Raw genomic sequence first — 23347 nt, 5'->3', positions numbered from 1 at the left:
CGTCAGTTGGCCGAGATACCGGGATCGAAGGTGAAGATCACCATCGTGCCGACGGCGAGGATCAGCACCATCGAGACGTAGAGCACGATCTTCAGCCAGAACCGGGTGCTGTCCTTGCGGGCGTAGTCGTCGATGATCGTGCGCAGCCCGTTGCCGCCGTGGATCTCGGCGAGCCAGAGCATCGACAGGTCCCAGAACTGCCAGAACGGCGAGGCCCAGCGGCCGGCGACGAAGCCCCAGTTGATGCGGTGCACGCCGCCGTCGAGGATGTTCATGATGAACAGGTGGCCGAGCACCAGCACGATCAGGGCGAGGCCCGAGATGCGCATGAACAGCCAGCTGTAGAGCTCGAAGTTGCTCCGGCGGGCGGCGGGGCGCTTCGGGGAGCGCGGCTTGTCGAGGGTGAGGACTTCGGATGCCATGGTCAGTTACCCCCGAAGAGCGTCTCGACGGTGCGCTTCATCATGAAGAAGGCACCGGGAATCATCACCACGACCCAGATGGCCAGGATGGTCCAGAGCATCGGCTTCTGGAACTTCGGTCCCTTCTCCCAGAAGTCGACCAGCATGACCCGGATGCCGTTGAGCGCGTGGAACAGCACCGCGCCGACGAGGCCGACCTCGAGGAGGTTGACCAGCGGGGTCTTGTAGGTCTCGATGACCTCGTTGTACGTGTCGGGCGACACGCGCACGAGCGCGGTGTCGAGCACGTGCACGAAGAGGAAGAAGAATGTCAGCACGCCGGTGATGCGGTGCAGCACCCAGGACCACATACCGGGGTCGCCCCGGTAGAAGGTCCCTTGCCGGCGTGAGGCACCCGCCCGATCGCTCGCGGCCGCCTCGGTGGCGGTGCTAGCCGTGGTGGACATCGGTGAACGGCCTCCAACGTCATGGCTTGGGCCCGCTGACCGCTGGTTTCCGCGCCTGCCGCCGGGACGTCCACCTGGGACGGCTCCGGCGACGGTGCCGAGATCATGGTCATCGAGCGTGGATGAAAAGGATGCTAGACCCGCACCTCACGGTGGGCTCACCTCCGGGTTCCTCTGTGTGATGGACCAGACATCGGGGCCCTCGCACGATCGAGTGACGCGGGCCGGTAACTCACCGGTTCGTCCACTGTGGACGCGCGGGCGGGCCCGCCGGAACCTCTGAACGGTGTGTGACGATCTTCGGCGCGTCACGCGGCTCGAGGGCCGGGCACTGCCTGCGATTACTCCATTCCGATCACCGTGAGTACTCCGTTCGTCGCGCTTACGACTCATGAGTAAACGTTTGTGTTACGTAGCGTGCCTTTCCTATGGCAGCAAAGCGGCCGTTAGGTACCGTTCCTCGGTCGAACCCGGCACTGTCGCCGGGTCGCTTTCTTCGGACCATCCGCTGGATCAGCGGGGAGGGAGACACACGTTGCGTCGCATGCGTGGAACCGCGCTGGCCGCCGCGACCTTGGCCGGTGCTCTGGTACTGGCTGGGTGCGCGAAGGATTCGGGTGGGGGGAACAACAACAACGCCAGCTCCGGGGACCAGTCCTCCAGCTGCGTGACGGCGCCGAAGCCGCCCGCCGCGGCGGCCGCCTCGACCAGCTCCAGCCAGGCCGGTGAGAAGGTCGACGGCAGCAAGCTCAAGGTCGCGCTGGCCTTCGACGTCGGCGGCCGTGGCGACGCGTCGTTCAACGACTCCGCCGCCGCCGGTACCGACAAGGCGAAGACCGAACTCGGTATCACCACGGTCAGCGAGAGCACTGCCGCGTCGACCGAGGACGAGGCCGCGAAGTCGCAGCGTCTCGACCAGCTCGCCGCGCAGGGCTTCAACCCGGTCATCGCGGTCGGCTTCGCCTACGCCAAGGCCGTCGGCGCCATCGCGCCGAAGTACCCGAACACCCAGTTCGCGATCATCGACGACGACTCCGTCAAGGCGCCGAACGTCACCCCGCTGGTGTTCGCCGAGGAGCAGGGCTCGTTCCTGGCCGGTGTCGCCGCCGCCTACAAGTCGAAGAAGTGCCACGTCGGCTTCGTCGGTGGTGTGAACACGCCGCTGATCCAGAAGTTCGAGGCCGGCTTCCTCCAGGGTGTGAAGGCCGCCTCTTCCAAGGCCGTCATCGAGGACGAGTACCTCACTCCGGCCGGTGACTTCTCCGGGTTCCAGGACCCGCCGAAGGGCAACGCCAAGGCCAACGCGCAGATCGCCAAGGGCGCGGACGTCCTCTACCACGCCGCCGGTGCCTCCGGTAAGGGCGTGTTCGAGGCCGCGAAGTCGAACAACGCGCTCGCCATCGGCGTCGACTCCGACCAGTACAACCAGAAGACGGTCGAGGCGTCGAAGGACGTCATTATCACCTCGATGCTGAAGCGCGTCGACGTGGCGGTGTTCGACTACCTGCGCGCGCTGGCGAAGGGTGACCTGTCGTCGCTGCCGAAGCGCTTCGACCTCAAGGTCGACGGTGTCGGCTACGCCACCTCCGGTGGCAAGGTCGACGACATCAAGGACGTCCTCGAGGGCTACAAGGCGCAGATCGTCTCCGGGGCGATCACCGTCTCGGACAAGCCGCAGAAGTAAGCTTCGCCAGGTACGGGGCTCGGGAGGGTAACCCCTTCCGAGCCCCAACCTGTTTACCCAGAACTGGATGGCTTTTCATGAGCGCTCCCCAGGCCGAGGTCACCGACGCCCCCGACCGGGGTGAACCGGCCGTGCAGCTGACCGGGATCACGAAGCGATTCCCCGGTGTCGTGGCCAACTCCGACGTCAACCTCACCGTCACCAAGGGCGAGGTGCACGCCGTCTGCGGCGAGAACGGCGCGGGCAAATCGACCCTGATGAAGATCCTCTACGGCATGCAGCAGCCGGACGAGGGCGACATCGCGATCAACGGCGAACCGGTGAAACTGCGCAACCCGCAGGACGCCATCAAGGCCGGGATCGGGATGGTCCACCAGCACTTCATGCTGGCCGACAATCTGACCGTCGGGGAGAACGTCTTCCTCGGCGCGGAGAACCTGCACGGCATCGGCCGCGCGGCGAGGGCGAAGCTGGCGGAACTCGCCGAACGCGTCGGCCTGCGCGCCCGCCCGGACGCGCTGCTGGAAGAGCTCGGCGTCGCCGACCGTCAGCGCGTGGAGATTGTGAAGGTGCTCTACCGCGGCGCGCGGATCATCATCCTCGACGAGCCCACCGCGGTGCTCGTGCCGCAGGAGGTCGACGCGCTGTTCGAGACCGTGCGAGCCATGCAGAAGGACGGCTTCACCTTCATCTTCATCTCGCACAAGCTCGACGAGGTGCGCGCGATCGCCGACACGGTCACCGTGATCCGGCGCGGCACCACCGTCGGCATGGCCGATCCGAAGACGATCACCTCGCGGCAGCTGGCCGAGATGATGGTCGGTTCGGAACTGCCCACACCCGAGACCCGCGAGTCCACCGTCACCGATCGGGACGTCCTCCGTCTGGACGACGTGTGCCTGAGCGTCGAGGGTTCCGAGCGCAACGTGCTCGACCACATCTCCTTCACCGTGCACGCGGGTGAGGTGCTCGGGATCGCCGGCGTCGAAGGCAACGGCCAGACCGAACTCGTCGAGACGATCATGGGCATGCGCAAGGGCGGCGGCCGGATCGAGCTGACCGAGGCCGACGGCAGGGTCGTCGAACTACACAAACTAGGGACGCTCGCCCGCCGCGAGGCCGGGATCGGCTACATCGCCGAAGACCGCACGCGGCACAGCCTCCTGCTCACGCAACCCTTGTGGGTCAACCGGATTCTCGGCTACCAGACCCGCGAGCCGGTCGCGAAAGGACAGTTGCTCGACATCAACGGCGCACGGGAGGACACCCGCCGCATCGTCGAGGAGTACGACGTCCGCACGCCGGGCATCGACGTCCCGGCCGCCGCTCTTTCGGGTGGTAACCAGCAGAAGCTGATCGTCGGGCGTGAGCTTTCCGGCAACCCGGTGCTGCTGATCGCGTCGCATCCGACGCGCGGTGTCGACGTCGGCGCGCAGGCGCTGATCTGGGAACAGATCCGCCAGGCGCGCGCCGCCGGGCTGGCCGTCCTCCTGGTTTCGGCCGACCTCGACGAGCTGATCGGGCTTTCCGACACCATTCAGGTCATGCTTCGCGGACGGCTGGTCGGCGAGGCCGACCCCGCGACCGTGACCCCGCAGCAACTGGGCTCCGCGATGACGGGTGCTTCCGAAGACTCTGAAGAAAATGGGGGCACAGCGTGAGTTCCTGGCGTACGAGGCTGCTGCCGCCTCTGCTCGCGATCGTTTTCGCGGTCATCCTGACGGCCATCGCGCTGATCATCTCGGGCGCGGATCCGCTCCAGGCCTACGGAACGATGATCGGCCAGCTCTTCAAGGGCTCGACCGCCGTCGACACGGTGAACCTCGCGACGGTCTACTACCTGTCCGGGCTCGCGGTGGCCATCGGCTTCCAGATGAACCTCTTCAACATCGGTGTCGAGGGCCAATACCGGTTCGCCGCCATCGTCACCGCCATCATCGGCGGGGCCCTGCGGCTGCCGCCGGTGATCCACGTGATCGCGATCCTGATCGTCGCGGTCGCCAGCGGCATGCTCTACGCGGCGATCCCCGCCGTGCTGAAGGTGACCCGAGGCGTTTCCGAGGTCATCTCGACGATCATGCTGAACGCGATCGTCGGCGGCATCGTGGCGTTCCTGGTCAACGCGGACCAGTTCGGCGTGCAGACCGGCAACAACATCGCCACCCGCGAGATCGCCGAAACCGGCCGGATCCCCGGCATCCCGATCGGGTCCGGTGAGCTGTTCGGCTTCGTGATCATCGCGGCGCTGATCGGTGCGGCCTACTGGTTCATGCTCAACCGGACCCGGTTCGGCTTCGAGCTCAAGGCCTCCGGCGAATCGACGACGGCCGCCGCGGCGGGTGGCGTCAACGCCAAGAAGATGACGCTGATCGCGATGCTGCTTTCCGGTGGCGTCGCCGGTCTGGTCGCGATGCCGGAACTGCTCGGCCGCGACTTCAGCTACGGCATCACCTCGACCCAGATGTACGGCTTCACCGGTATCGCGGTCGCTCTGCTCGGCCGCAACCACCCGGCCGGGATCGCGCTGGGCGCCCTGCTGTGGGCGTTCCTCGACCGGTCCGCGGTGTCGCTGGAGCAGATCAACGTGTCCAAAGAGATCGCCACGATCATGCAGGGTGTGATCGTGCTGTCGGTCGTCATCGCGTACGAGATCGTGCGCCGCGCGGACCTGGCCGCCGAACAGCGTCGCGTGGGCCGCGCGCTGGCGGGTAAGGGTTCCAGCGTGTCCGAGGGAGGTGCGGTGTGACCACCGCGGACGTTCTGTCGCCCAACACGGGCGGGACCACCATGCCGGTGAAGCCGCCGAAGCGGCGCATTCCCGGCTGGCTCAAGGGCGCCATCTGGGGTCTGCTGGCGGTCGGCGTGCTCGCGATCGCGTCGTACGCCACCGGCGTCAACACGCTGACCTCGACCAACACCGCGCATACCGCGCTGCGGCTGGCGTTGCCGATCCTGCTGTGCGCGCTCGGCGGCCTCTGGGCCGAACGCGCGGGCGTGATCAACATCGGCCTCGAAGGCATGATGATCCTCGGCACCTGGGGTGCGGCGTGGGGCGCGTACCACGGCGGTGTCTGGGCCGGGCTGATCTCGGCGGTCGTGTTCGGCGCGCTCGGCGGGCTGCTGCACGCCGTCGCGACGGTGACCTTCAACGTGAACCACATCGTCTCCGGTGTGGCGATCAACCTCCTGGGTCTCGGCGTCGCGAAGTACCTGGCGAACCTGGTGTTCACCCCGCTTTCGGGGAACCCGCGCCAGTCGCCGCCGGTGCCGAAGTTCGACACCTACTCGGCGACCTTCCTCTCGGACTGGTTGGCTGACCTGGAAAAGATGCAGCGCGTCTTCATCTCCGACCTCGCCGGGATCCTCAACGGCCTGGTCACCGAGGTCGCGCCGCTGACGATGATCGCGATCGCGCTGGTCCCGATCAGCTATCTGGTGCTGTGGCGCACGCGGTTCGGCCTGCGGCTGCGGTCCTGCGGTGAAAACCCGGTCGCGGCCGAGTCCCTCGGCGTGAACGTCTATCTGCACAAGTACGTCGCGATGATCATCTCCGGCGGGCTCGCCGGAATGGGTGGCGCGTCGCTCGTGCTGCTCGCCGGCGGCGCGGACTATCTGGAGAACCAGACCAACAACCGCGGGTACATCGGCCTCGCGGCGATGATCTTCGGCAACTGGCGGCCGGGCGGCCTGCTCGGTGGCGCGGCGCTGTTCGGGTACGCGGACGGTCTCCAGCTCGCCGGCGGCGGTACCGCGGTGCTCGCGCTGCTGTACGGCGCGGTGATCCTGCTGGCCGTGATCGTGGCCGTGCAGCTGTTCCGCCGCCAGTGGATCGCCGCCGCGCTCGGTGTCGTCGGCGCGGGTGCGCTGTACGCGATCTACTGGACCAACGACGACCTGCCCAGCGACCTCATCCCGTACACGGCGCACTTCGTGACGCTGATCGTGCTGGCGGTGGCTTCGCAGCGGCTGCGGCCGCCCAAGGCGGATGGCGCGCTGTACCGGCGCGGGGAGGACTGACATGGCGGAGTACGACTGGGAAGCCCTGCGGGCTCAGGCCGTCGAAGCGGCGAAGTCGGCGTACGCGCCGTACTCGGGCCTGCACGTCGGTGTCGCGGCTGTGGTGGACGACGGCCGGATCGTCGTCGGCTGCAACGTCGAAAACGCTTCGTACGGCTTGGGAATGTGCGCGGAATGCACGATGGCGGGGCAGCTGCGGCTCACCGGCGGCGGCAAACTCGTCGCCGTCGCCTGCCGCAGCGGTGAAGGCGATCTGCTGATGCCGTGCGGGCGCTGCCGTCAGATCCTGTTCGAGCACGGCGGCGCGGAGTGCCTTGTGGACACTCCCAGCGGCATCCTGCCGATGTCCGCGGTGCTGCCGGACGCCTTCGGGCCGGACGACCTGCCATGAGCGCGTTCGCCGCCGTCGACGTCATCCGCGCGAAGCGGGACGGCGAGCGGCTGACCGACGAACAGATCGACTGGACGATCGACGCGTACACGCGCGGCGACATCGCCGAGGAACAGATGGCCGCGCTCGCGATGGCCATCTTCCTGCGGGGGATGGACTCCGGCGAGATCGCGCGCTGGACCGGCGCGATGATCTCGTCGGGGGAGCGGCTCGACCTGAAGGTCAGCCGCCCGACGATCGACAAGCATTCGACCGGCGGCGTCGGCGACAAGATCACGCTCCCGCTGGCGCCGCTCGTCGCGGCGTGCGGGGCGGCCGTGCCGCAGCTGTCCGGGCGCGGGCTCGGGCACACCGGCGGGACGCTGGACAAGCTGGAGTCGATTCCCGGCTGGCGTGCCTCTTTGTCGACATCGGAGATCATCCGGCAGCTCGACGAGGTCGGCGCGGTGGTCTGCGCGGCGACGTCCGGGCTGGCTCCCGCGGACAAGAAGCTGTACGCGCTGCGGGACGTGACGTCGACGGTGGAGTCGATCCCGCTGATCGCGAGCTCGATCATGAGCAAGAAGATCGCGGAAGGTTCGGCCGGGCTCGTCCTCGATGTGAAGACCGGTTCGGGCGCGTTCATGAAGACGCTTCCGCAGGCCCGCGAACTCGCGCGGACCCTGGTGGAGATCGGCACCGCGCACGGCGTCGCGACGACGGCCCTGATCACGGACATGAACGTGCCGTTGGGTCATGCCGTCGGCAACGCGATCGAGGTCGCGGAGTCGGTCGAGGTGCTGCGCGGCGGCGGCCCTGCCGACGTCGTCGAGCTGACCGTGGCTTTGGCGCGAGAGATGCTGGCGCTGGCGGGATTGTCCGATGTGGACCCGGCGGAGGTGCTCGCATCCGGTCGGGCTTACGAGACTTGGTGCCGGATGATCGCCGCTCAGGGCGGGGATCCGGAGGCCGCTTTGCCGCGGCCTGAGCACGTCCACGTGGTTTCGGCGCCTTCGGATGGGGTTTTGTCGCGTTTGGACGCTTACTCGGTCGGGGTCGCCGCTTGGCGGCTCGGGGCCGGGCGGGCGCGCAAGGAGGATCCGGTGCAGGCCGCGGCCGGCGTGCTGTGCCTGGCGAAGCCGGGTGACAAGGTTTCGGCCGGGCAGCCGCTGCTGGAGCTGCACACCGATACTCCGGATGCTGTTCCTTCGGCTCTCGCTGCGCTCGAAGACGCCTACGCCGTCTCCTCGGAGGCGCCGGCCTCCGCTCCGCTCGTCCTGGAGACCGTGCGGCCCTGACCTGCGTTTAGCGGGCTAATCGCGATCCGTGGTCGCCCGCATTTCGTCCTCTGGGTGCGGTACTTGCACGCGCAAGTACCGCACCCAGAGGACTAACCGCGTAGGCGCGGGCCGGGCGGGTCGGGCGGCTTGGGTCTTGCCAGGAGCGACGTGTCCCCAATGTGGCATTGGAGACGCTGAGCGTCTCCAATGCCACATTGGGGACATCGGAGGCCGGCTGTCCACGCCCGGTCCCGGCACGCGCTCCCTCGCCGGGGCGGCCCTGCCGCAACCAGAGGACGAAATGCGCCGGGGCCCCGGCGGATCGCGATTAGGGGGCTAAACGCAGGTCGGCGGCGGATCGCGATTAGGGGGCTAAACGCAGGTCGGCACCGAGCGCGGGCCGGAGAAGCGTGAAGGCCCCCGTCCCAGGCGAAGCCGAGGGAAGGGGGCCTTCACGCGCTAAAAGAGAGCGTCAGTCCGAGGTCTCGTCGGCGCCGTCGGCCTTCGCCTTGGCGTCGGCCGCCTTGGGCGCCCGGCCGTTGCGCGAGCTGCGCCGCGGCTGACGCGGGGCGGGCGGCGGCGGGGAGATCTGCTGCATGGCCGGTCCGCCGCCGAGCATCAGCTCCGCGAAGGTCGCCATGGCCTCGTCCAGCTGGCCGCCGATACGGCGCACGGACTCGTCGTTGCTCTTGCGCACCAGCGTGTCGACCGAGTCGGTGTCCGGCTGCTTCTGCAGCGTGCTCTCGACCTTGGACAGGCCGGAGCGGATCGAGCCGTCGAGGTCGCCGAGGCGTCCGGTGAAGCCGTCTTCGACCTTGTCGAGCCGCTCCGCCAGGTCGTCGAGCCGCGAGGTGACCTTCTCGAGGCGGTCGCCGAGGCCGTCGAGGCGCTCCGAGGCGTCGATCATCTCGCCGGTCTCGGTCAGCGCGGTCTTCAGCGCCTCGGTGTTCGCGGTGAGGCTGTCCTTGGTGGCCTTGTCGAGGTTCTCGACGCGGGTGCGCAGCTCGCGGTCGACGGTGTCGACGCGGTCCCGCAGGGTGGACTCGGCCTGCTCGACGCGCTCGCGCACCGGGCCGATCACCGACTGCGGCAGCGCGTCGGTCTTCACGTCCTGCTTGTCGAGGTGCGCGCCGAGCTCGTCGAGACGGCGGTGGATGTTCTGGAGCTTGTCCTCGAGCCCGTCCATCCGGCCCCCGACGCCTTCCAGGCGCGCGGCCATGCCGTCGAGGCGGCCGTCGAGCTGAGCGAACGGCTTGGCCAGCTTGTCGACGATGCTTTCGACGGCGCGGGTCAGCGCGGCGATCGCGGTGTCCTGCGCTTCGAGCCGCGACATGGTCTCGTCGAGACGCTCGGCGAGCACGCTGGTCTCGGTGCGGTCGGGCATCTCCGAGAGCCGCTTGCGCACCGCGCCGAGCGAGTCGACCGGGGCCAGACGTGCGTAGATGTCGTCGAGCGCGTCGAAGATCTGCTGCTGTTCGCTCTCACGCACTTCGGCCGCGCGCACCAGCATGTTGCGCATCCGGTCGAAGGACGGGGCTGCAATGTGGTTGTCAGTGGTCACTGCGGTGTCCTTCGTGGGCGGGGAAATGGGAGGGACGTGCCGTGAAGCTTATCCATTGCGAAATTGCTCTGCGTATGGCCCCCGGGTATCGGACAATGCCGAGCTCTGCCCCTGATGGCCGATTCAGCCCGTGATCGACAAAGCCGAGGGTTAACCACAGCGTAGGAGTTACCACCATGTAGGGGAATGACAGGCTCGTTACCGTTACGTATGTCCTCTGAAAGCAGCAGATCCCGCATCCCGGGGGCGGTACTGGCCCGCGCTCCCAAGGTTCTCCTCCACGACCACCTGGACGGCGGATTGCGTCCCGCCACGGTCGCCGAACTCGCCGAACAGACCGGGTACCAGGCCTTGCCGACCAGCGATCCCGTCGCACTCGGCCGCTGGTTCCGCGACGCCGCCGATTCCGGCTCCCTCGTCTCGTACCTTGAGACGTTCGCGCATACCTGCGGCGTCATGCAGACCGAGGAAGCGCTGGTCAGAGTGGCCGCCGAAGCGGTGGAAGACCTCGCTGCCGACGGCGTCGTCTACGCCGAGGTGCGTTATGCCCCCGAACTCTTCGTCGAACGCGGACTGTCACTCGATGCGGTGGTCGAGGCGATTCAGGCCGGGTTCGCCGAAGGTGAACGGAGAGTGGCGGCCGACGGCGGCCGGATCCGCGTCGGGACGTTGCTCTGCGCGATGCGCCAGCACGCCAGGGCGCTGGAGATCGCCGGGCTCGCCGTCCGCTACCGCGACGCCGGCGTGGTCGGGTTCGACATCGCCGGACCGGAAGACGGATTTCCGCCTACCAGAAATCTGGACGCATTCGAGTTTCTGCGGACGAATAATGCGCATTTCACCATTCATGCCGGTGAGGCGTTCGGGCTCGCGTCCATTTGGGAGGCGATTCAGCATTGCGGCGCGGAGCGGCTGGGCCACGGCGTGCGCATCGTCGACGACATCAAGACCGACAGCGACGGCACGGTCCATTTGGGACGGTTGGCCGCCTACGTCCGCGACCGGCGGATCCCGCTCGAGATCTGTCCCACGTCCAATGTCCAGACGGGAGCGGCGCGCTCGATCGGCGAGCATCCCATCGGCCTGCTCGCCAGGCTGCGGTTCCGGGTCACCGTCAACACCGACAACCGGCTGATGAGCGGCTGCTCGATGACCAGCGAATTCGCGGCCCTGAGCGAGGCGTTCGGCTTCGGCCTGGCCGATCTCGAGTGGTTCACGATCAATGCGATGAAATCCGCCTTCCTCGATTTCGACCAGCGGCTCGACATCATCAACACGGTCATCAAGCCCGGGTACGCGGCCTTGCGTTAGTTAGCAGTGACAACTATTGTTCACTATGTAGGAGTACTTTCCCAAATAGTGAAACGGTGACGAAGATGGCGCAGGTCGTGGACGTGGGGATCGGCGGCAGACGACGCTGGCTCATCCTCGCGCTCGGTCTCGCCGCGCAGACCGCGAGCTGTTCGTTCCTCTACGGGCTCCCGTTCCTGGTGCCGTCCATGCAGCGTGCGGAGGGTCTCTCGCTCGCCGAGGCGGGAACCGTGGTCGCGGCGCCGAGCCTTGGCCTGTTGTTCACCTTGATCTTGTGGGGTGCGGCGGCGGACCGTTACGGAGAGCGTTTGGTAATGGCCATCGGGCTCGGCGTCTCGGGGTTACTCCTCGTGTACGCGGCCGCCGGTGACCACTCGCTCGGGACCCTCTTTGGGGTGTTCCTGCTCGCCGGCGCGAGCACCGCGTCAGTGAACGCCGCGAGCGGCCGGGCCGTCCTCGGCTGGTTCGGCCCGGCCGAACGCGGCTTCGCGATGGGTATCCGCCAGATGGCCCAGCCGCTCGGGGTGGGCGTCGCCGCCTTCGGTCTCCCGCCGCTCGCGGACCGCTGGGGTTTCCAGGTCTCGCTCATGCTGCCCGCGCTGACCGCGATCGGCGTCGCGCTCCTGGTCGCCTGGCTCCTGATCGATCCGCCGCGTCCGGAGGCCGAAGCGGGCAAGAGGGAGAAACCTCCGTCGCCGTACCGGAAGCCGGCGTTGTGGCGGGTCCACGGCGCGAGCGCGCTGCTCGTCGTCCCGCAGTTCACGGTCTCCGCGTTCACCCCCGTGTACCTGGTGACGATGCACGGCTGGACGGCGGCGTCCGCGGGCTGGTTCGTCGGCGCCGTCCAGATCCTGGGCGCGCTGGGCAGGATCGCGTCGGGCTACTGGTCCGACCGCGCCGGCAGCAGGCTGCGGCCGATGCGGCAGCTGGCGATCGCGAGCGCCGCGGTGATGCTCCTGGTCGCGCTCGGGGACGCGACGTGGCCGTGGCTGGTGCTGCTCGCGCTCGTCATGGCCGCGGTGATCACCGTGTCCGACAACGGGCTCGGGTTCACCGCGTCGGCGGAGATGGCCGGGCTCGCGTGGGCCGGACGGGCGATGGGCACGCAGAACACCGGCCAGAACATCGCCGCCGCCCTGACGCCGCCGATGCTGGGTCTCGTGATCGGTGATTCCCGGTACGCGCTGGCGTTCTGCGTGGCCGCGGTCTTCCCGATGCTCGCTGTGGCGGTAGTGCCCGTCAGACACGAAAAGAGCCCCTCAGGACGAACCTGAGGGGCCCTTTCCAGCGTGGATCAGAGAACCGTGAGGCGGTTCTCGAAGGTCTCGACGAGCTTGCGCCACTCCGACTGCTCGGCGTCGAACGGAGCGCTCGGCTCGAGCCGCGAGGGGTCCGGCCGCAGCACGAACGACACCAGCCAGCCGAGGCTTTCGTTGGCGGCCAGCGCGGTTTCGACGCTGTCGTCTTCGGCCCACTCGGCGGCGTCGGTGATCAGCTCGACGGCCAGCTCCAGCTGGGTCGGGTCGATCGACTCGGGGCCTTCGGCGATGTCCTCGGCGATCCCGTTGAGCACGTAGGTGTTCTCGGAGTCGACCTCGATCTCGAGCTCGCCCGCGGTGGCCTTCGTGGTCACCTCGTCCCAAGTGGACACTTGGGCGAGGTCGTTGTCCGCCAGCTCCTTGCCGTCCGCGATCGCGCGGATGAGGGCCTTCTCGGAGGAGAAGACGTCGATCTCGCCTTCGCTGCCGAGGAAGATCGGCTTGTCGTCGAGGTAGCAGCGCAGCGTGTAGTACTCGGCGCCGGAGGTGATGATCTTGATCGGGTCGATGCCGACCTCGCCCCAGAAACCGACGGGCTCGTCGTCTTCGTCTTCGTCGTCCGAGTCGTCGTCCACGAGGTCCGCGTCGACGGCGGCCGCTTCGGCTTCGGCGGACTCCGCGAGGAAGGTCGCGAGCTCCTCCGCCGTCTGCTCCAGCACCTTCTCGTCGACGTCGGGGACGGTCACCAGGCCGTCGATCGCGTCGAGGACGGTGTCCCACTTCTCGGAGACCGCCTGCGACAGGTCCGCCCAGAGGCGCTCGCCGTCGCGACCGGAGAAGGGCAGCGTGCCCTGGTCCAGCAGCGAGAAGCTCTCGTGCGCGTCGAGGACTTCGTGGACCTCGTCGAGCTCGCACACGTCCGCGAGCGAACGCACGATGCCGATGATCTCGGCCAGCTCGCCGAGCGTCCACTGGTCCGGCTTCTCGGCGACCAGCTCGGGGACGCCCACCAGGTCGTAGGTGTGGTCGTCGTCGGGGATGAGCTCGGGCACGTTCAGCGCCGGGACGACCTCCCACGCGGGGTGGTCGAGCAGGTCGTGCTGCTCGGAGGTCCGCACGAAGGCGGCGAGATGCGCGGCGTCCGGGAAGGCGTACAGGTCTTCCTCGTCGCCGAGGAAGGCTTCCCATTCCTCGCCGTCTTCCCGCCAGCGCGGCGCCCAGAGGGTGACGACGTCACCCTGTGGCAGGCCGAGTTCGATCGGGATGATGTCCTGTGCCATTCCTTTAGCCCTCTCGGATTACCGCCTGTGTGCGCGGCCGGGTGATGGTGCCCGGAAGGTGCGCGGTACCGCGAAGCCTACGGGTTTCCGCCGATGGGCGCGATCACCCCTGGGCAAGAAGCGACCAACGGATGGCACGATAGGTCCTCTGATGACACTTACAGACCTCCTGCCTGCGGATCCCGACCCCGACTCGCTGTTCGAAGCCTTCTCCACCTGGACGGCCGAGCGCGGGTTGGAGCTGTACCCCGCGCAGGAAGAGGCCATCATCGAGGTGGTCTCCGGAGCGAACCTGATCCTGTCGACGCCGACGGGCTCGGGGAAGAGCCTGGTCGCCGTCGGGGCGCACTTCACCGCGCTCGCGCACGGCCGCCGCAGCTACTACACGGCCCCCATCAAGGCGCTCGTCTCGGAGAAGTTCTTCCAGCTCATCGAGATCTTCGGCGCCGAGAACGTCGGGATGATGACCGGTGACTCGGCGGTGAACGCCGACGCGCCGATCATCTGCTGCACGGCGGAGATCCTGGCGAACATGGCGTTGCGCTTCGGTGCCGACGCGCCGGTCGGCCAGGTCATCGCGGACGAGTTCCATTTCTATTCGGAGCCGGATCGCGGCTGGGCCTGGCAGGTGCCGCTGCTGGAGCTGCCGAACGCACAGTTCGTGCTGATGTCGGCGACCCTGGGCGACGTCTCGTTCTTCGAGAAGGACCTCACCCGCCGGACCGGCCGCCCGACGGCGGTGGTCACCTCGGCGGAGCGGCCGGTGCCGCTGACCTTCCGCTACGCGCTGACGCCGTTGCACGAGACGATGTCCGAGCTGCTCAACGGCGGGCAGTCGCCGGTGTACGTCGTGCACTTCTCGCAGGCCGCGGCGATCGAGCGCGCGCAGACGCTGATGAGCATCAACGTCACTTCGAAGGCGGAGAAGGAGGCCATCGCCGAGATGCTCGGCGACTTCCGCTTCTCGGCCGGGTTCGGGAAGACGCTGTCGCGCCTGGTCCGGCACGGGATCGGCGTGCACCACGCCGGCATGCTGCCGAAGTACCGGCGCCTCGTCGAGCAGCTGGCGCAAGCCGGGCTGCTGAAGGTGATCTGCGGGACCGACACGCTCGGCGTCGGCATCAACGTCCCTATTCGCACAGTGGTCTTTTCAGCGCTGACGAAGTACGACGGTGTGCGGCAACGGCATCTCAAGGCGCGCGAGTTCCATCAGATCGCCGGCCGCGCGGGCCGCGCCGGGTACGACACCGACGGCTACGTCGTCGTGCAGGCGCCGGACCACGTCGTCGAAAACGCCAAGGCGCTGGAGAAGGCGGGCGACGATCCCAAGAAGAAAAAGAAGATCGTCCGCAAGAAGGCGCCCGAAGGGTTCGTCAACTGGACGGAGAGCACCTTCGACCGGCTGATCGCGGCCGAGCCGGAGCCGCTGACGTCGAGTTTCCAGGTCAGCCACTCGATGCTGCTGAACGTCGTCTCCCGGCCGGGGAACGCGTTCGACTCGATGCGGCATCTGCTGGAGGACAACCATTCCGACCGTCCCGCCCAGCGGAAACTGATCCTGCGCGCGATCGCGATCTACCGCGCGCTGCTCGCGGCCGGTGTCGTGGAGCGCCTCGACGAACCCGACGAGCAGGGCCGCATCGTCCGGCTCACCGTCGACCTGCAGTTCGACTTCGCGCTGAACCAGCCGCTTTCGCCGTTCGCGCTGGCCGCGATCGAACTCCTCGACATCGAGTCGCCGTCGTACCCGCTCGACGTCGTGTCCATTGTGGAATCCACTGTGGACAATCCGCGTCCGGTGCTGTCGCAGCAGCAGTTCAAGGCTCGCGGCGAGGCCGTGCAGGCGATGAAGGCCGAGGGCATCGAGTACGACGAGCGGATGGAGCTGCTCGAGAACGTCACGTACCCGAAGCCGCTCGAGGAACTGCTGGAGGCGGCGTATTCCCGCTACCGGCAAGGACATCCGTGGGTCGAGGACTACGAGCTCAAGCCGAAGTCCGTCGTGCGCGACATGTACGAGCGCGCGATGAACTTCGTGGAGTACATCGGTTTCTACCAGCTGGCGCGCTCGGAAGGGCTGGTGCTGCGGTACCTCACCGACACCTACGACTCGCTGCGCCACACCGTTCCCGACGAGGCCAAGAACGAGGGGTTGCAGGACCTCATCGAATGGCTCGGCGAACTGGTGCGCCAGGTCGACTCCAGTCTCCTCGACGAGTGGGAAGCCTTGCGGCATCCCGAAGAAGAAGGCCCGGTTTCGACGCGGCCGCCGTCCGAGCCGCCCGCGGTCACGCGGAACGAGCGGGCGTTCCGGGTACTCGTGCGCAACGAGCTGTTCCGCCGGGTGGAGCTGGCGTCGCGTCGTGCTTACGGGACGCTCGGCGAACTGGACGCCGCGTCGGGCTGGGACGCGGACGCGTGGGAAGACGCCATCGAGGACTACTTCGACGAGCACGAAACCCTGGGCATCGGGCCGGACGCGCGCGGACCCAAGCTGCTGATCATCGAGCAGGAGGCGGAGATCTGGCGGGTGCGGCAGATCTTCGACGATCCGGCGGGCGATCACGACTGGGGCATCAGCGCGGAGGTCGACCTGGCGGCTTCGGACGAGGCGGGCTCGGCGGTCATCCGGATCACGGCGGTGGACCAGCTGGGACTGTCTGCTGGGTGACGGCGCGGCGGCGGACCAGCTGAACGACCAGCAAGATCAGCGACAGCGCGGGCAGCGGGTAGCCCAGGAGCAGGCCCACGGTGATGTCGGTGAGCGGCGCGAGGACCGCGGCGACGAACACCCACGTCGGCGCCGTCGGCAGCCTCGCGCCGGAGCGGACCTTGCCCCACGGTTTCGCCACCGAAAGCCAGGCCTGGAAAGCCAAAGCGCTCGCCATCAGCGCGGTCCCGGCGACCAGCGCCACGGGCGGTTGATCACTGCCCACGGAATCCCGCAAAGCACCGGACAGCAGGAAGATCCCGGCGTAGAGCTGGACGAGCGTGATCGCGAACTTCGCCAGCACCCACCAATGCCGGGCGAACCCCCAGGCCGTCCCCGCGGCGAGCATGAAACCGGTGAAGGCCGACGCGTTGGCGAGCGGCGCCAGCAGGAACGTGTCGATCTCGTGCGCCATCGACGTCGCGGCGAGGCGGATCTCGCCGTCCTCGCTCGCGCGGCCGATCGCCAGGAGGGTGAACAGCGCCAGGGCCTGCCCCATCCAGCCCACCGAAGTGATGACATGCAGCCACACGGTCAGCTGTCGCCAGGTCTTCATCCGCATGCCGGACAGGCTCGCGTGACCGCCCGGCCCGGCGCATCGGGGACGACCCTGAAATCACACCGGAAGGGGCGGGAAGCAGGCCTGGGCGTCGTGGCCGTCGAACCAGAGCCCGACCATGAACGCCATGGTCGCCTCCATGAGCGCGGCCCGGTCGAGGCCGCCCGCGACCAGCGGAACGCAGCCGATGGCGCGGACCAGTTCGCTCACTTCATCGACCTTGTCGCCGCAGATCGGCACCGCGAGCGGACGGCCGCCGAACACCGGCGGGGTCATCCGCCAGACGTCCACGTGGCACAGGTTGAACGCCTTGACGACGTGCGCGTCCGGTGCGGCGGCGGCGATCCGTTCCGCCTGATCGGGCACCGTGAGCACGGCGCCGGGGCCGACCGCGTTGGTGCAGTCGATCAGCACCTTGCCGGCGAGATTCCCAGCGGCGGCAAGGATTTCCGTCACCGACGCGGCGGGAACGGCGAGCAGGATCACGTCGCTGGCGCGGGCGGTCTCCTCCCAGGTCCCGACCCGCGGGGAGATCCTGGCGGCTTTGGCCCGGTCGCGGGCGGCGACCATCACCTCGTGCCCGGCCTCGGCCCACTGGCCGCCGAGCGCCTCCGCCATCCCGCCCGCGCCGAAGATACCGATACGCATGTGCTGCTCCCTAAGATCGAGTGACGACACCGACCGTAGAAAGCCGCGTGGGTACCGAATGGTTACCGGAGGTCCGATGAACGACGTCTTCCTCGCCGATTGCCGTGCCCGGCTGGCCTTCGACCTGATGGCGAACACGTGGAACCCGGTCGTGCTGTGGGCCCTGCGCGAAGGACCGCTGCGGCCCGCCGAACTGCGGCGACGGCTGGGCGGGATCAGCACGAAGGTGCTCACGGAGACGGTCCGGCGGCTGGAGTTCAACGGGCTCGTCCACCGGCGCGACTGCGGGAGGACGGCGAAGGTCGAGTACTCGCTGACGGATCTCGGGACCACGCTGCTGGCGCCCATCGAAGCCTTCGGGGAGTGGGCGCATCGGCACGGCGACGAGGTGATGGCGGCTCAGGACGAGGCGAGGAGCTGAAGGACGCTTTCACCGCATGCGATGAGACGAAAGCGCCCTTCACCGCATGAGACGCGGTGAAAGCGTCCTTCAGCAACACCTAGATCGGCGGGCGGGCTTCGGCCAGTCTGAGCAGCGGGACGGCCGCGGCGGCGTCGGTGATCAGCGTCGAGACCATGCCGGAGCGCAGAACGGCGTCGATCGCTTCGGCCTTCGGTTCCGTGTAGCCCAGCGCGATCACCTCCGGGACCGCCAGCAGCTCTTCGGCGCTGATGGCCAGCACGTGGTGAGCAAGCCCGGTGGACATCGGGGTCCCGTCGGCGTCGAACAGGCGCGCGGAGACTTCGGCTTTGGCACCGCGTTTCGCTATGGCGCTTCGTTCGGCCTCGTCGAGCGCGTCGTACACCGTCGACTCTTCGGGTTTCCACGCGCCGATGCTGACGACGGCCTTGGTCAGATTCTTGAACTGCCCGAAGGTCTCCGCGATGCCTGGCTGCCTCCGCAGCGTTTCGGTGGTGCGGCGGTCGGGGAGGACGAGCGGGCCGAAGATCGGGTACGCCTGCCCGCCGGAGACCGAGGCGACCCGGCTGACCGTCTCCACCGACCGGTCGCGCATGTCCATCCCCGCCTGCACGCCGCACAGTTGCACGACCGGGCATTTCGGCAACGACTGGATCGCGTCGGTCATCGCGTTCACGGAACGTGCCCACGAGAGGCCGAGAACATCGCCGGATGTGACGATTTCGGCCAGGAGCCGGGCGGCGAGCGTCCCGATCTTGCGCCGGGCCACTTCGCGGGATTCCGGCTCTGGCGCTCGTTCGAGCACGAGGACGCGATCCAGCCGGTACGCGGCGCGGATCTCTTCGGACAGGGCGAGATCGACCGGCGCGGGCAGGTGGAACTCGACCTTGACGATGCCGCTTTCCCTGGCTGTGTCCAGCATCCGCGCCACTTTGAACCGGCTGATCCCGAACTCGTCCGCGATCTCGAGCTTCGAGGCGCCCTGTTCGTAGAACCGCCGGGCCACCGCGGCCAGGCGTAGCGACTCCACCAGGCCGGGAGTCTGCTTATGCGCGCTCATATGAGCACTATACCGCGAAATCCTGCCGAAAGGTTGACGTAACAACAGCAAAAAGTTCACCATGCCTGGACATGCAGACTGAAGCATAGGCCTGTCCCGCTCATTTGAGCGGAGAAGAGGAGCTGGCATGCGTGCCGCGATCGTGGACAAGCCCGGGGAGATCAGGGTCGGCGAGGTGCCCGACCCCAAACCGGGGGATCGCCAGGTCGTCGTCAAGGTGGGTGCCTGCGGGATCTGCGGCACCGACCTCCACATCGCCGACGGGCATTTCCCGCCGACGCCCTATCCGATCGTCCCCGGCCACGAGTTCGCCGGCGAGATCGTCGAACTCGGCGCGGACGTGCCGGGCGGCTGGAAGATCGGCGACCGGGTGGCCGTCGACCCGTCGCTGTTCTGCGGCTACTGCAAGCCTTGCCGGTCCGGTCGCGGCAATCTTTGCGAGAACTGGAACGCGACCGGCGACACCGTGAACGGCGCTTTCGCCGAGTATGTCGCCGTGCCATCCGCGAACTGCTACCGCATGCCGGACACGATGACCTGGGAACAGGGCGCCCTCGTCGAACCGGTCTCCTGCGCGGTCCACGGCGTGCGCCGGATCGGCGTCGAGGCGGGGGAGCGGTTCCTCGTCGTCGGCGCGGGCACGATGGGGCTGATCATGCAGCAGTTGCTGCAGCGCGCGGGCGCCCACGTCACGGTGGTCGACCGCAACACCGCACGGCTCGGCCGGGCCATGGACCTCGGCGCGGTCGCGGTCGCGGGTGACGTGAAGGACCTGGACGACGAGAAGTTCGACGCCGCCGCGGACTGCACCGGCGCCGCGCCCGCCATCGAGGCCGCTTTCGACTCGCTTCAGCGCGGAGGCCGCCTGTTGGTCTTCGGGGTCGCGCCCGCCGAAGCACGCGTCGCGCTTTCGCCGTTCCGGATCTACAACGACGAGATCACCGTCGTCGGCTCGATGGCCGTCATGAACAGCTACGGCGCCGCACTCGACCTGGTCGCCGACGGCGCCATCGACACCGGCGCCCTGCTCACCGACACGCTGCCGCTGGAGCAGTACCCCGACGCGCTCGCCCTCATGCGCAGCGGCGCCGGCCTGAAGGTGCAGGTCATACCGGGAGGCGAAGGTGCGTAAAGCAGCCGCTCTGCTCGGCGTTCTCCTGCTGACCCTCACCGGTTGCGCCGGCGCGGGCGCGCTCGGGACCGGCGACCGGACGCTCGTCGTCGCGATAGTCGCGAACCCGCAGATGAAGGACGCCATCGAGCTTTCCGGCGAGTTCGAGAAGGCGAATCCCGGCGTCCGCCTCAAATTCGTGTCGCTGCCGGAGAACCAGGCCCGCGCGAAGATCACCGCGTCGACGGCCACCGAGGGCGGCGAATTCGACGTCGTCATGATCAGCAACTACGAGGCGCCGCAGTGGGCGGCGAACGGCTGGCTCGAAAACCTCGGTCCGCATATCGCGGCGAATCCCTCGTACGACGCGGACGACTTCATCCCGAGTATCAGGGAGTCCTTGTCGCACAACGGATCGCTCTACGCGGTGCCGTTCTACGGCGAGTCTTCGTTCCTGGCCTACCGGAAGGATCTGTTCGAGCGGGCCGGGATCACCATGCCCGCCAAGCCGACGTGGACCCAGATCGCCGAGTACGCCGCGAAACTCGACGACAAGGCCAAGGGCGTCGCCGGGATCTGCCTGCGCGGCAAGCCCGGCTGGGGCGAGAGCCTCGCGCCGTTCACCACGGTCGCCAACACCTTCGGCGCGCAATGGTTCGACAAGGACTGGAACGCGAAGCTGACCAGCCCCGAGTTCAAGGCGGCTGCCGAGTTCTACGTGAACCTCGTACGGAACCACGGCGAGGTCGGCGCGTCGAGCGCGGGCTTCTCCGAATGCGGAACGCGGTACACCCAAGGCCAGGCCGCGATGTGGTACGACGCCACGGTCATGGCCGGCACGAACGAGGATCCGTCGGCCAGCAAGGTCGTCGGGAAGTCCGGTTACGCCCCGGCGCCGGTGGAGAAGACACAGGCGAGCGGTTGGCTGTACACCTGGGCTTTGGCGATCCCGAAGGTGGCCAAAGACAAGGAAGCCGCCTTCAAGTTCATGTCCTGGATGACCGACAAGGCGTATGTGCAGCGGGTCGCCAAGGAATTCGGCGACTGGAACCGCGTCCCGCCGGGCGTGCGGAAATCGACTTATGACATCCCTCAGTACCGCGAGGCCGCCAAGGCCTACGCGCAGCCGACGCTGGACGGCATCGCGGACGCCGACCAGCGCAAGGCGATGGCGAATCCGGTGCCCTATCCCGGGATCCAGTTCGTCGGCATCCCCGAGTTCCAGGATCTCGGCACTCGCGTGAGCCAGCAGCTTTCGGCGGCGATCGCGGGCCAGATCACCGTGGACGAAGCACTCGAGCAGTCACAGGAGTACGCGCAGACCGTCGGCAAGTCGTATCAGGAGGCGCAGTGATGTCCACGATCTCCGCTCCTGCCCGCCCCGAGCCCGCCCACGCCAAGAAGACGGCGGCTTCGAAGCGTGGCACCGACACCCCGTTCAAACGACGGCTGCCGCTCCTGCCCGCCCTGCTGTTCGTCGTCGCCGTGACGCAGTTGCCGTTCCTGCTGACGGTCTTCTACTCGTTCCAGTCGTGGAACCTGGTGCGGCCGGGCTCGCGGCATTTCGTCGGGCTGCGGAACTACATCGACGTCTTCGCCGACTCGACGTTCCTCGGCGCGCTGCTGAACACCGTCGTGCTCACCGTGGTGTGCGTGTTCGTCTCGCTGCTGCTCGGCCTGGGGCTGGCGATCCTGCTGGACCGCAAGTTCCTCGGCCGCGGCGTGGTCCGGACCCTGCTGATCACGCCGTTCCTCATCCTGCCCGCGGCGGGTGCGCTGCTGTGGAAGACCACGATGTTCGACCCGACGTACGGGTTGCTGCACTTCGTGTTCGGCACCGACGTCGACTGGCTCTCGGAATTCCCGCTGGCCGCGGTGATGGCCCAGGTCGTCTGGCAGTGGACGCCGTTCATGATGCTGCTGATCCTGGCCGGGCTGCAGAGCCAGCCGAAGGACGTGCTGGAGGCCGCGTCGGTCGACGGCGCCGGCCGCTGGCGGACGTTCACCGCGATCACGTTGCCGCATCTGAGCCGGTTCCTGCAGCTGGCGACGCTGCTGGGCGCGATCTACATCGTCAACAGCTTCGACGCGATCTTCCTGATGACGCAAGGAGGTCCGGGGACGGCCAGCACGAACCTGCCGTTCTACATCTACCAGCGGGCGTTCCAGGGTTTCGACATCGGGCAGTCGTCCGCGATGGGCGTGATCGTCGTGATCCTGACGATGATCGTCGCGACCTTCGCGCTGCGGCTGATGTTCCGCACGTTCTCGGTACAGGGAGGCGCGAAATGAAAAGCCGTTTCGGCCCCGGCGCGCTGACGGTCGCGACCTGGGTGATCGCGATCCTGTTCGTGTTCCCGCTGCTGTGGATGATCCTCACGGCCTTCAAACAGGAGGCCGACGCCTACACCGATCCGCCGCGACTGTTCTTCGCCCCGACGCTCGACCAGTTCGCGGGCGTACTCGACCGCGGCTTCCTGCCGTACCTGTCGAATTCGGCGTTCGTGACCGTCGTTTCGACGCTTTTCGTGCTGCTGCTGGGAATCCCGGCGGCGTACGCGCTCTCGCTGGCGCCGGTGAAGGGGACGAGCAACGCGCTCGGCTTCTTCCTGTCGACGAAGATGCTGCCGATCGTGGCGGCGATCATCCCGCTGTACGTGATCTCGCAGAACACCCAGCTGCTGGACAACGTGTGGGCGCTGATCATCCTGTACACGTCGATGAACCTGCCGCTGGCCATCTGGATGATGCGGTCGTTCTTCCTGGAGGTGCCGCACGAGATGATCGAGGCGGGCCGGATCGACGGGGCGACCCTGCCGATCCTGCTCCGGAAGATCATCATGCCGGTGGTCGCACCCGGGGTGGCCGCGACCGCGCTGATCTGCGTGATCTTCTCGTGGACCGAGTTCTTCTACTCGGTCAACCTCACGGCCGCGCGGGCCGGGACGGTGCCGGTGTTCCTGGTCGGGTTCATCACCAGCGAGGGCCTGTACTGGGCGCAGCTTTCCGCGGCCGCCCTGCTCGCGTCCCTGCCGGTGATGATCGTCGGCTGGATCGCGCAGAACCACCTCGTCCGCGGCCTTTCGATGGGCGCGGTCAAGTAACGCCTGGGTCCAGGTGGTGGGGGGGGGGGGGGGGGGGGGTGTAAAAAAACCCCCCCCAACACCCCCCCCCCCCAAAAACGCCCACAATACAGACACACCCCGAG

At 67.8% G+C, this 23347-nt stretch carries 21 protein-coding genes; 14 read left to right on the top strand and 7 right to left on the bottom strand.

Annotated features, from left to right (window positions below):
- Positions 1 to 2: 2 nt before the first annotated feature.
- Positions 3 to 422, bottom strand: a complete 420-nt coding sequence (locus tag ACIRGA_RS17150; protein ID WP_007032045.1) for a succinate dehydrogenase hydrophobic membrane anchor subunit — start codon at positions 420 to 422, stop codon at positions 3 to 5.
- 2 nt (positions 423 to 424) lie between these two features.
- Positions 425 to 868: a succinate dehydrogenase, cytochrome b556 subunit gene (gene sdhC, locus ACIRGA_RS17145; RefSeq protein WP_073847418.1), complete on the bottom strand. Its 444-nt coding sequence runs from the start codon at positions 866 to 868 to the stop codon at positions 425 to 427.
- A 544-nt stretch (positions 869 to 1412) separates the two neighbouring features.
- Here sdhC and ACIRGA_RS17140 point away from each other — a divergent pair.
- The 6 genes from ACIRGA_RS17140 (at position 1413) to ACIRGA_RS17115 (ending at position 8237) form a co-directional block, all read left to right on the top strand.
- A complete protein-coding gene (locus ACIRGA_RS17140) occupies positions 1413 to 2552 on the top strand; it encodes a BMP family protein (protein ID WP_400942110.1) in 1140 nt (379 codons plus the stop codon).
- 77 nt (positions 2553 to 2629) lie between these two features.
- Positions 2630 to 4213: an ABC transporter ATP-binding protein gene (locus ACIRGA_RS17135; protein ID WP_400942108.1), complete on the top strand. Its 1584-nt coding sequence runs from the start codon at positions 2630 to 2632 to the stop codon at positions 4211 to 4213.
- Positions 4210 to 5298: an ABC transporter permease gene (locus tag ACIRGA_RS17130; protein ID WP_400942106.1), complete on the top strand. Its 1089-nt coding sequence runs from the start codon at positions 4210 to 4212 to the stop codon at positions 5296 to 5298. Before ACIRGA_RS17135 ends, ACIRGA_RS17130 begins: the two co-directional genes overlap by 4 nt.
- Complete coding sequence (locus ACIRGA_RS17125; RefSeq protein WP_400942104.1) at positions 5295 to 6569, top strand: ABC transporter permease; 1275 nt, start codon at positions 5295 to 5297, stop codon at positions 6567 to 6569. Before ACIRGA_RS17130 ends, ACIRGA_RS17125 begins: the two co-directional genes overlap by 4 nt.
- A gap of 1 nt (position 6570) precedes the next feature.
- Positions 6571 to 6960 carry a cytidine deaminase gene (locus ACIRGA_RS17120; protein WP_400942102.1) on the top strand — a complete coding sequence of 130 codons (390 nt, stop codon included), beginning with the start codon at positions 6571 to 6573 and terminating at the stop codon, positions 6958 to 6960.
- Entirely contained in the window at positions 6957 to 8237 is a 1281-nt protein-coding gene (locus ACIRGA_RS17115; protein ID WP_400942101.1) for a thymidine phosphorylase, read from the top strand. The genes ACIRGA_RS17120 and ACIRGA_RS17115 overlap by 4 nt, the downstream gene beginning before the upstream one ends.
- Before the next feature lie 454 nt (positions 8238 to 8691).
- Here the strand turns inward: ACIRGA_RS17115 and ACIRGA_RS17110 are convergent, their stop codons facing one another.
- On the bottom strand, positions 8692 to 9780 hold the full coding sequence (locus ACIRGA_RS17110) for a PA containing protein (protein WP_400942099.1): 1089 nt from the start codon (positions 9778 to 9780) through the stop codon (positions 8692 to 8694).
- A 210-nt stretch (positions 9781 to 9990) separates the two neighbouring features.
- On the opposite strand from ACIRGA_RS17110, the gene ACIRGA_RS17105 reads away from it, so the two are divergent.
- Together ACIRGA_RS17105 and ACIRGA_RS17100 are read left to right on the top strand one after the other, a co-directional pair.
- A complete protein-coding gene (locus ACIRGA_RS17105) occupies positions 9991 to 11091 on the top strand; it encodes an adenosine deaminase (protein WP_400942097.1) in 1101 nt (366 codons plus the stop codon).
- A 65-nt stretch (positions 11092 to 11156) separates the two neighbouring features.
- Positions 11157 to 12365, top strand: a complete 1209-nt coding sequence (locus tag ACIRGA_RS17100; protein ID WP_400942255.1) for an MFS transporter — start codon at positions 11157 to 11159, stop codon at positions 12363 to 12365.
- A 20-nt stretch (positions 12366 to 12385) separates the two neighbouring features.
- On the opposite strand, the gene ACIRGA_RS17095 is transcribed toward ACIRGA_RS17100, so the two are convergent.
- Complete coding sequence (locus tag ACIRGA_RS17095; protein ID WP_400942095.1) at positions 12386 to 13630, bottom strand: primosomal protein; 1245 nt, start codon at positions 13628 to 13630, stop codon at positions 12386 to 12388.
- Positions 13631 to 13781: 151 nt separating this feature from the next.
- Here ACIRGA_RS17095 and ACIRGA_RS17090 point away from each other — a divergent pair, with 151 nt between their 5' ends.
- A complete protein-coding gene (locus ACIRGA_RS17090; RefSeq protein WP_400942094.1) occupies positions 13782 to 16301 on the top strand; it encodes a DEAD/DEAH box helicase in 2520 nt (839 codons plus the stop codon).
- Here the strand turns inward: ACIRGA_RS17090 and ACIRGA_RS17085 are convergent.
- Positions 16264 to 16902, bottom strand: coding sequence for a hypothetical protein (locus ACIRGA_RS17085; protein ID WP_400942092.1), 639 nt, complete (start codon positions 16900 to 16902; stop codon positions 16264 to 16266). The two genes, ACIRGA_RS17090 and ACIRGA_RS17085, sit on opposite strands and share 38 nt — an antisense overlap.
- Before the next feature lie 54 nt (positions 16903 to 16956).
- The gene (locus tag ACIRGA_RS17080; RefSeq protein WP_400942091.1) at positions 16957 to 17577 is read right to left on the bottom strand and encodes an NADPH-dependent F420 reductase; all 621 of its coding nucleotides are present in this window, start codon (positions 17575 to 17577) and stop codon (positions 16957 to 16959) included.
- A gap of 46 nt (positions 17578 to 17623) precedes the next feature.
- Here ACIRGA_RS17080 and ACIRGA_RS17075 point away from each other — a divergent pair, with 46 nt between their 5' ends.
- A complete protein-coding gene (locus ACIRGA_RS17075) occupies positions 17624 to 17968 on the top strand; it encodes a winged helix-turn-helix transcriptional regulator (RefSeq protein ID WP_400942090.1) in 345 nt (114 codons plus the stop codon).
- 79 nt (positions 17969 to 18047) lie between these two features.
- On the opposite strand, the gene ACIRGA_RS17070 is transcribed toward ACIRGA_RS17075, so the two are convergent.
- A complete protein-coding gene (locus ACIRGA_RS17070; RefSeq protein WP_400942088.1) occupies positions 18048 to 19028 on the bottom strand; it encodes a sugar-binding transcriptional regulator in 981 nt (326 codons plus the stop codon).
- A gap of 127 nt (positions 19029 to 19155) precedes the next feature.
- Here ACIRGA_RS17070 and ACIRGA_RS17065 point away from each other — a divergent pair, with 127 nt between their 5' ends.
- Genes ACIRGA_RS17065 through ACIRGA_RS17050 form a run of 4 tightly spaced genes read left to right on the top strand, consistent with a single transcriptional unit; the run spans position 19156 to position 23243 of the window.
- Entirely contained in the window at positions 19156 to 20160 is a 1005-nt protein-coding gene (locus tag ACIRGA_RS17065; RefSeq protein ID WP_400942086.1) for a zinc-dependent alcohol dehydrogenase family protein, read from the top strand.
- Positions 20153 to 21493, top strand: a complete 1341-nt coding sequence (locus ACIRGA_RS17060) for an ABC transporter substrate-binding protein (protein WP_400942084.1) — start codon at positions 20153 to 20155, stop codon at positions 21491 to 21493. Before ACIRGA_RS17065 ends, ACIRGA_RS17060 begins: the two co-directional genes overlap by 8 nt.
- Positions 21493 to 22431, top strand: coding sequence for a carbohydrate ABC transporter permease (locus ACIRGA_RS17055; protein ID WP_400942082.1), 939 nt, complete (start codon positions 21493 to 21495; stop codon positions 22429 to 22431). The genes ACIRGA_RS17060 and ACIRGA_RS17055 overlap by 1 nt, the downstream gene beginning before the upstream one ends.
- A complete protein-coding gene (locus ACIRGA_RS17050; protein WP_400942080.1) occupies positions 22428 to 23243 on the top strand; it encodes a carbohydrate ABC transporter permease in 816 nt (271 codons plus the stop codon). Before ACIRGA_RS17055 ends, ACIRGA_RS17050 begins: the two co-directional genes overlap by 4 nt.
- Positions 23244 to 23347 lie beyond the last annotated feature (104 nt).

This window comes from Amycolatopsis sp. NPDC102389 (assembly GCF_044765885.1).
Classification (GTDB): domain Bacteria; phylum Actinomycetota; class Actinomycetes; order Mycobacteriales; family Pseudonocardiaceae; genus Amycolatopsis.
Note: the sequence above shows the minus strand (reverse complement) of the source record. Positions and strands in the feature narration are given on the sequence as shown.

Bases quoted from the DNA above. Each gene is read 5' to 3' on its own strand.
- ACIRGA_RS17105 (WP_400942097.1), top strand. From the start codon at position 9,991: ATGTCCTCTGAAAGCAGCAGATCCCGCATCCCGGGGGCGGTACTGGCC.
- ACIRGA_RS17095 (WP_400942095.1), bottom strand. From the start codon at position 13,630: ATGGCACAGGACATCATCCCGATCGAACTCGGCCTGCCACAGGGTGAC.
- ACIRGA_RS17085 (WP_400942092.1), bottom strand. From the start codon at position 16,902: ATGCGGATGAAGACCTGGCGACAGCTGACCGTGTGGCTGCATGTCATC.
- ACIRGA_RS17120 (WP_400942102.1), top strand. From the start codon at position 6,571: ATGGCGGAGTACGACTGGGAAGCCCTGCGGGCTCAGGCCGTCGAAGCG.
- ACIRGA_RS17150 (WP_007032045.1), bottom strand. From the start codon at position 422: ATGGCATCCGAAGTCCTCACCCTCGACAAGCCGCGCTCCCCGAAGCGC.
- ACIRGA_RS17115 (WP_400942101.1), top strand. From the start codon at position 6,957: ATGAGCGCGTTCGCCGCCGTCGACGTCATCCGCGCGAAGCGGGACGGC.
- ACIRGA_RS17070 (WP_400942088.1), bottom strand. From the start codon at position 19,028: ATGAGCGCGCATAAGCAGACTCCCGGCCTGGTGGAGTCGCTACGCCTG.
- ACIRGA_RS17090 (WP_400942094.1), top strand. From the start codon at position 13,782: ATGACACTTACAGACCTCCTGCCTGCGGATCCCGACCCCGACTCGCTG.
- ACIRGA_RS17075 (WP_400942090.1), top strand. From the start codon at position 17,624: ATGAACGACGTCTTCCTCGCCGATTGCCGTGCCCGGCTGGCCTTCGAC.
- ACIRGA_RS17135 (WP_400942108.1), top strand. From the start codon at position 2,630: ATGAGCGCTCCCCAGGCCGAGGTCACCGACGCCCCCGACCGGGGTGAA.
- ACIRGA_RS17140 (WP_400942110.1), top strand. From the start codon at position 1,413: ATGCGTGGAACCGCGCTGGCCGCCGCGACCTTGGCCGGTGCTCTGGTA.
- ACIRGA_RS17065 (WP_400942086.1), top strand. From the start codon at position 19,156: ATGCGTGCCGCGATCGTGGACAAGCCCGGGGAGATCAGGGTCGGCGAG.
- sdhC (WP_073847418.1), bottom strand. From the start codon at position 868: ATGTCCACCACGGCTAGCACCGCCACCGAGGCGGCCGCGAGCGATCGG.
- ACIRGA_RS17055 (WP_400942082.1), top strand. From the start codon at position 21,493: ATGTCCACGATCTCCGCTCCTGCCCGCCCCGAGCCCGCCCACGCCAAG.
- ACIRGA_RS17100 (WP_400942255.1), top strand. From the start codon at position 11,157: ATGGCGCAGGTCGTGGACGTGGGGATCGGCGGCAGACGACGCTGGCTC.
- ACIRGA_RS17050 (WP_400942080.1), top strand. From the start codon at position 22,428: ATGAAAAGCCGTTTCGGCCCCGGCGCGCTGACGGTCGCGACCTGGGTG.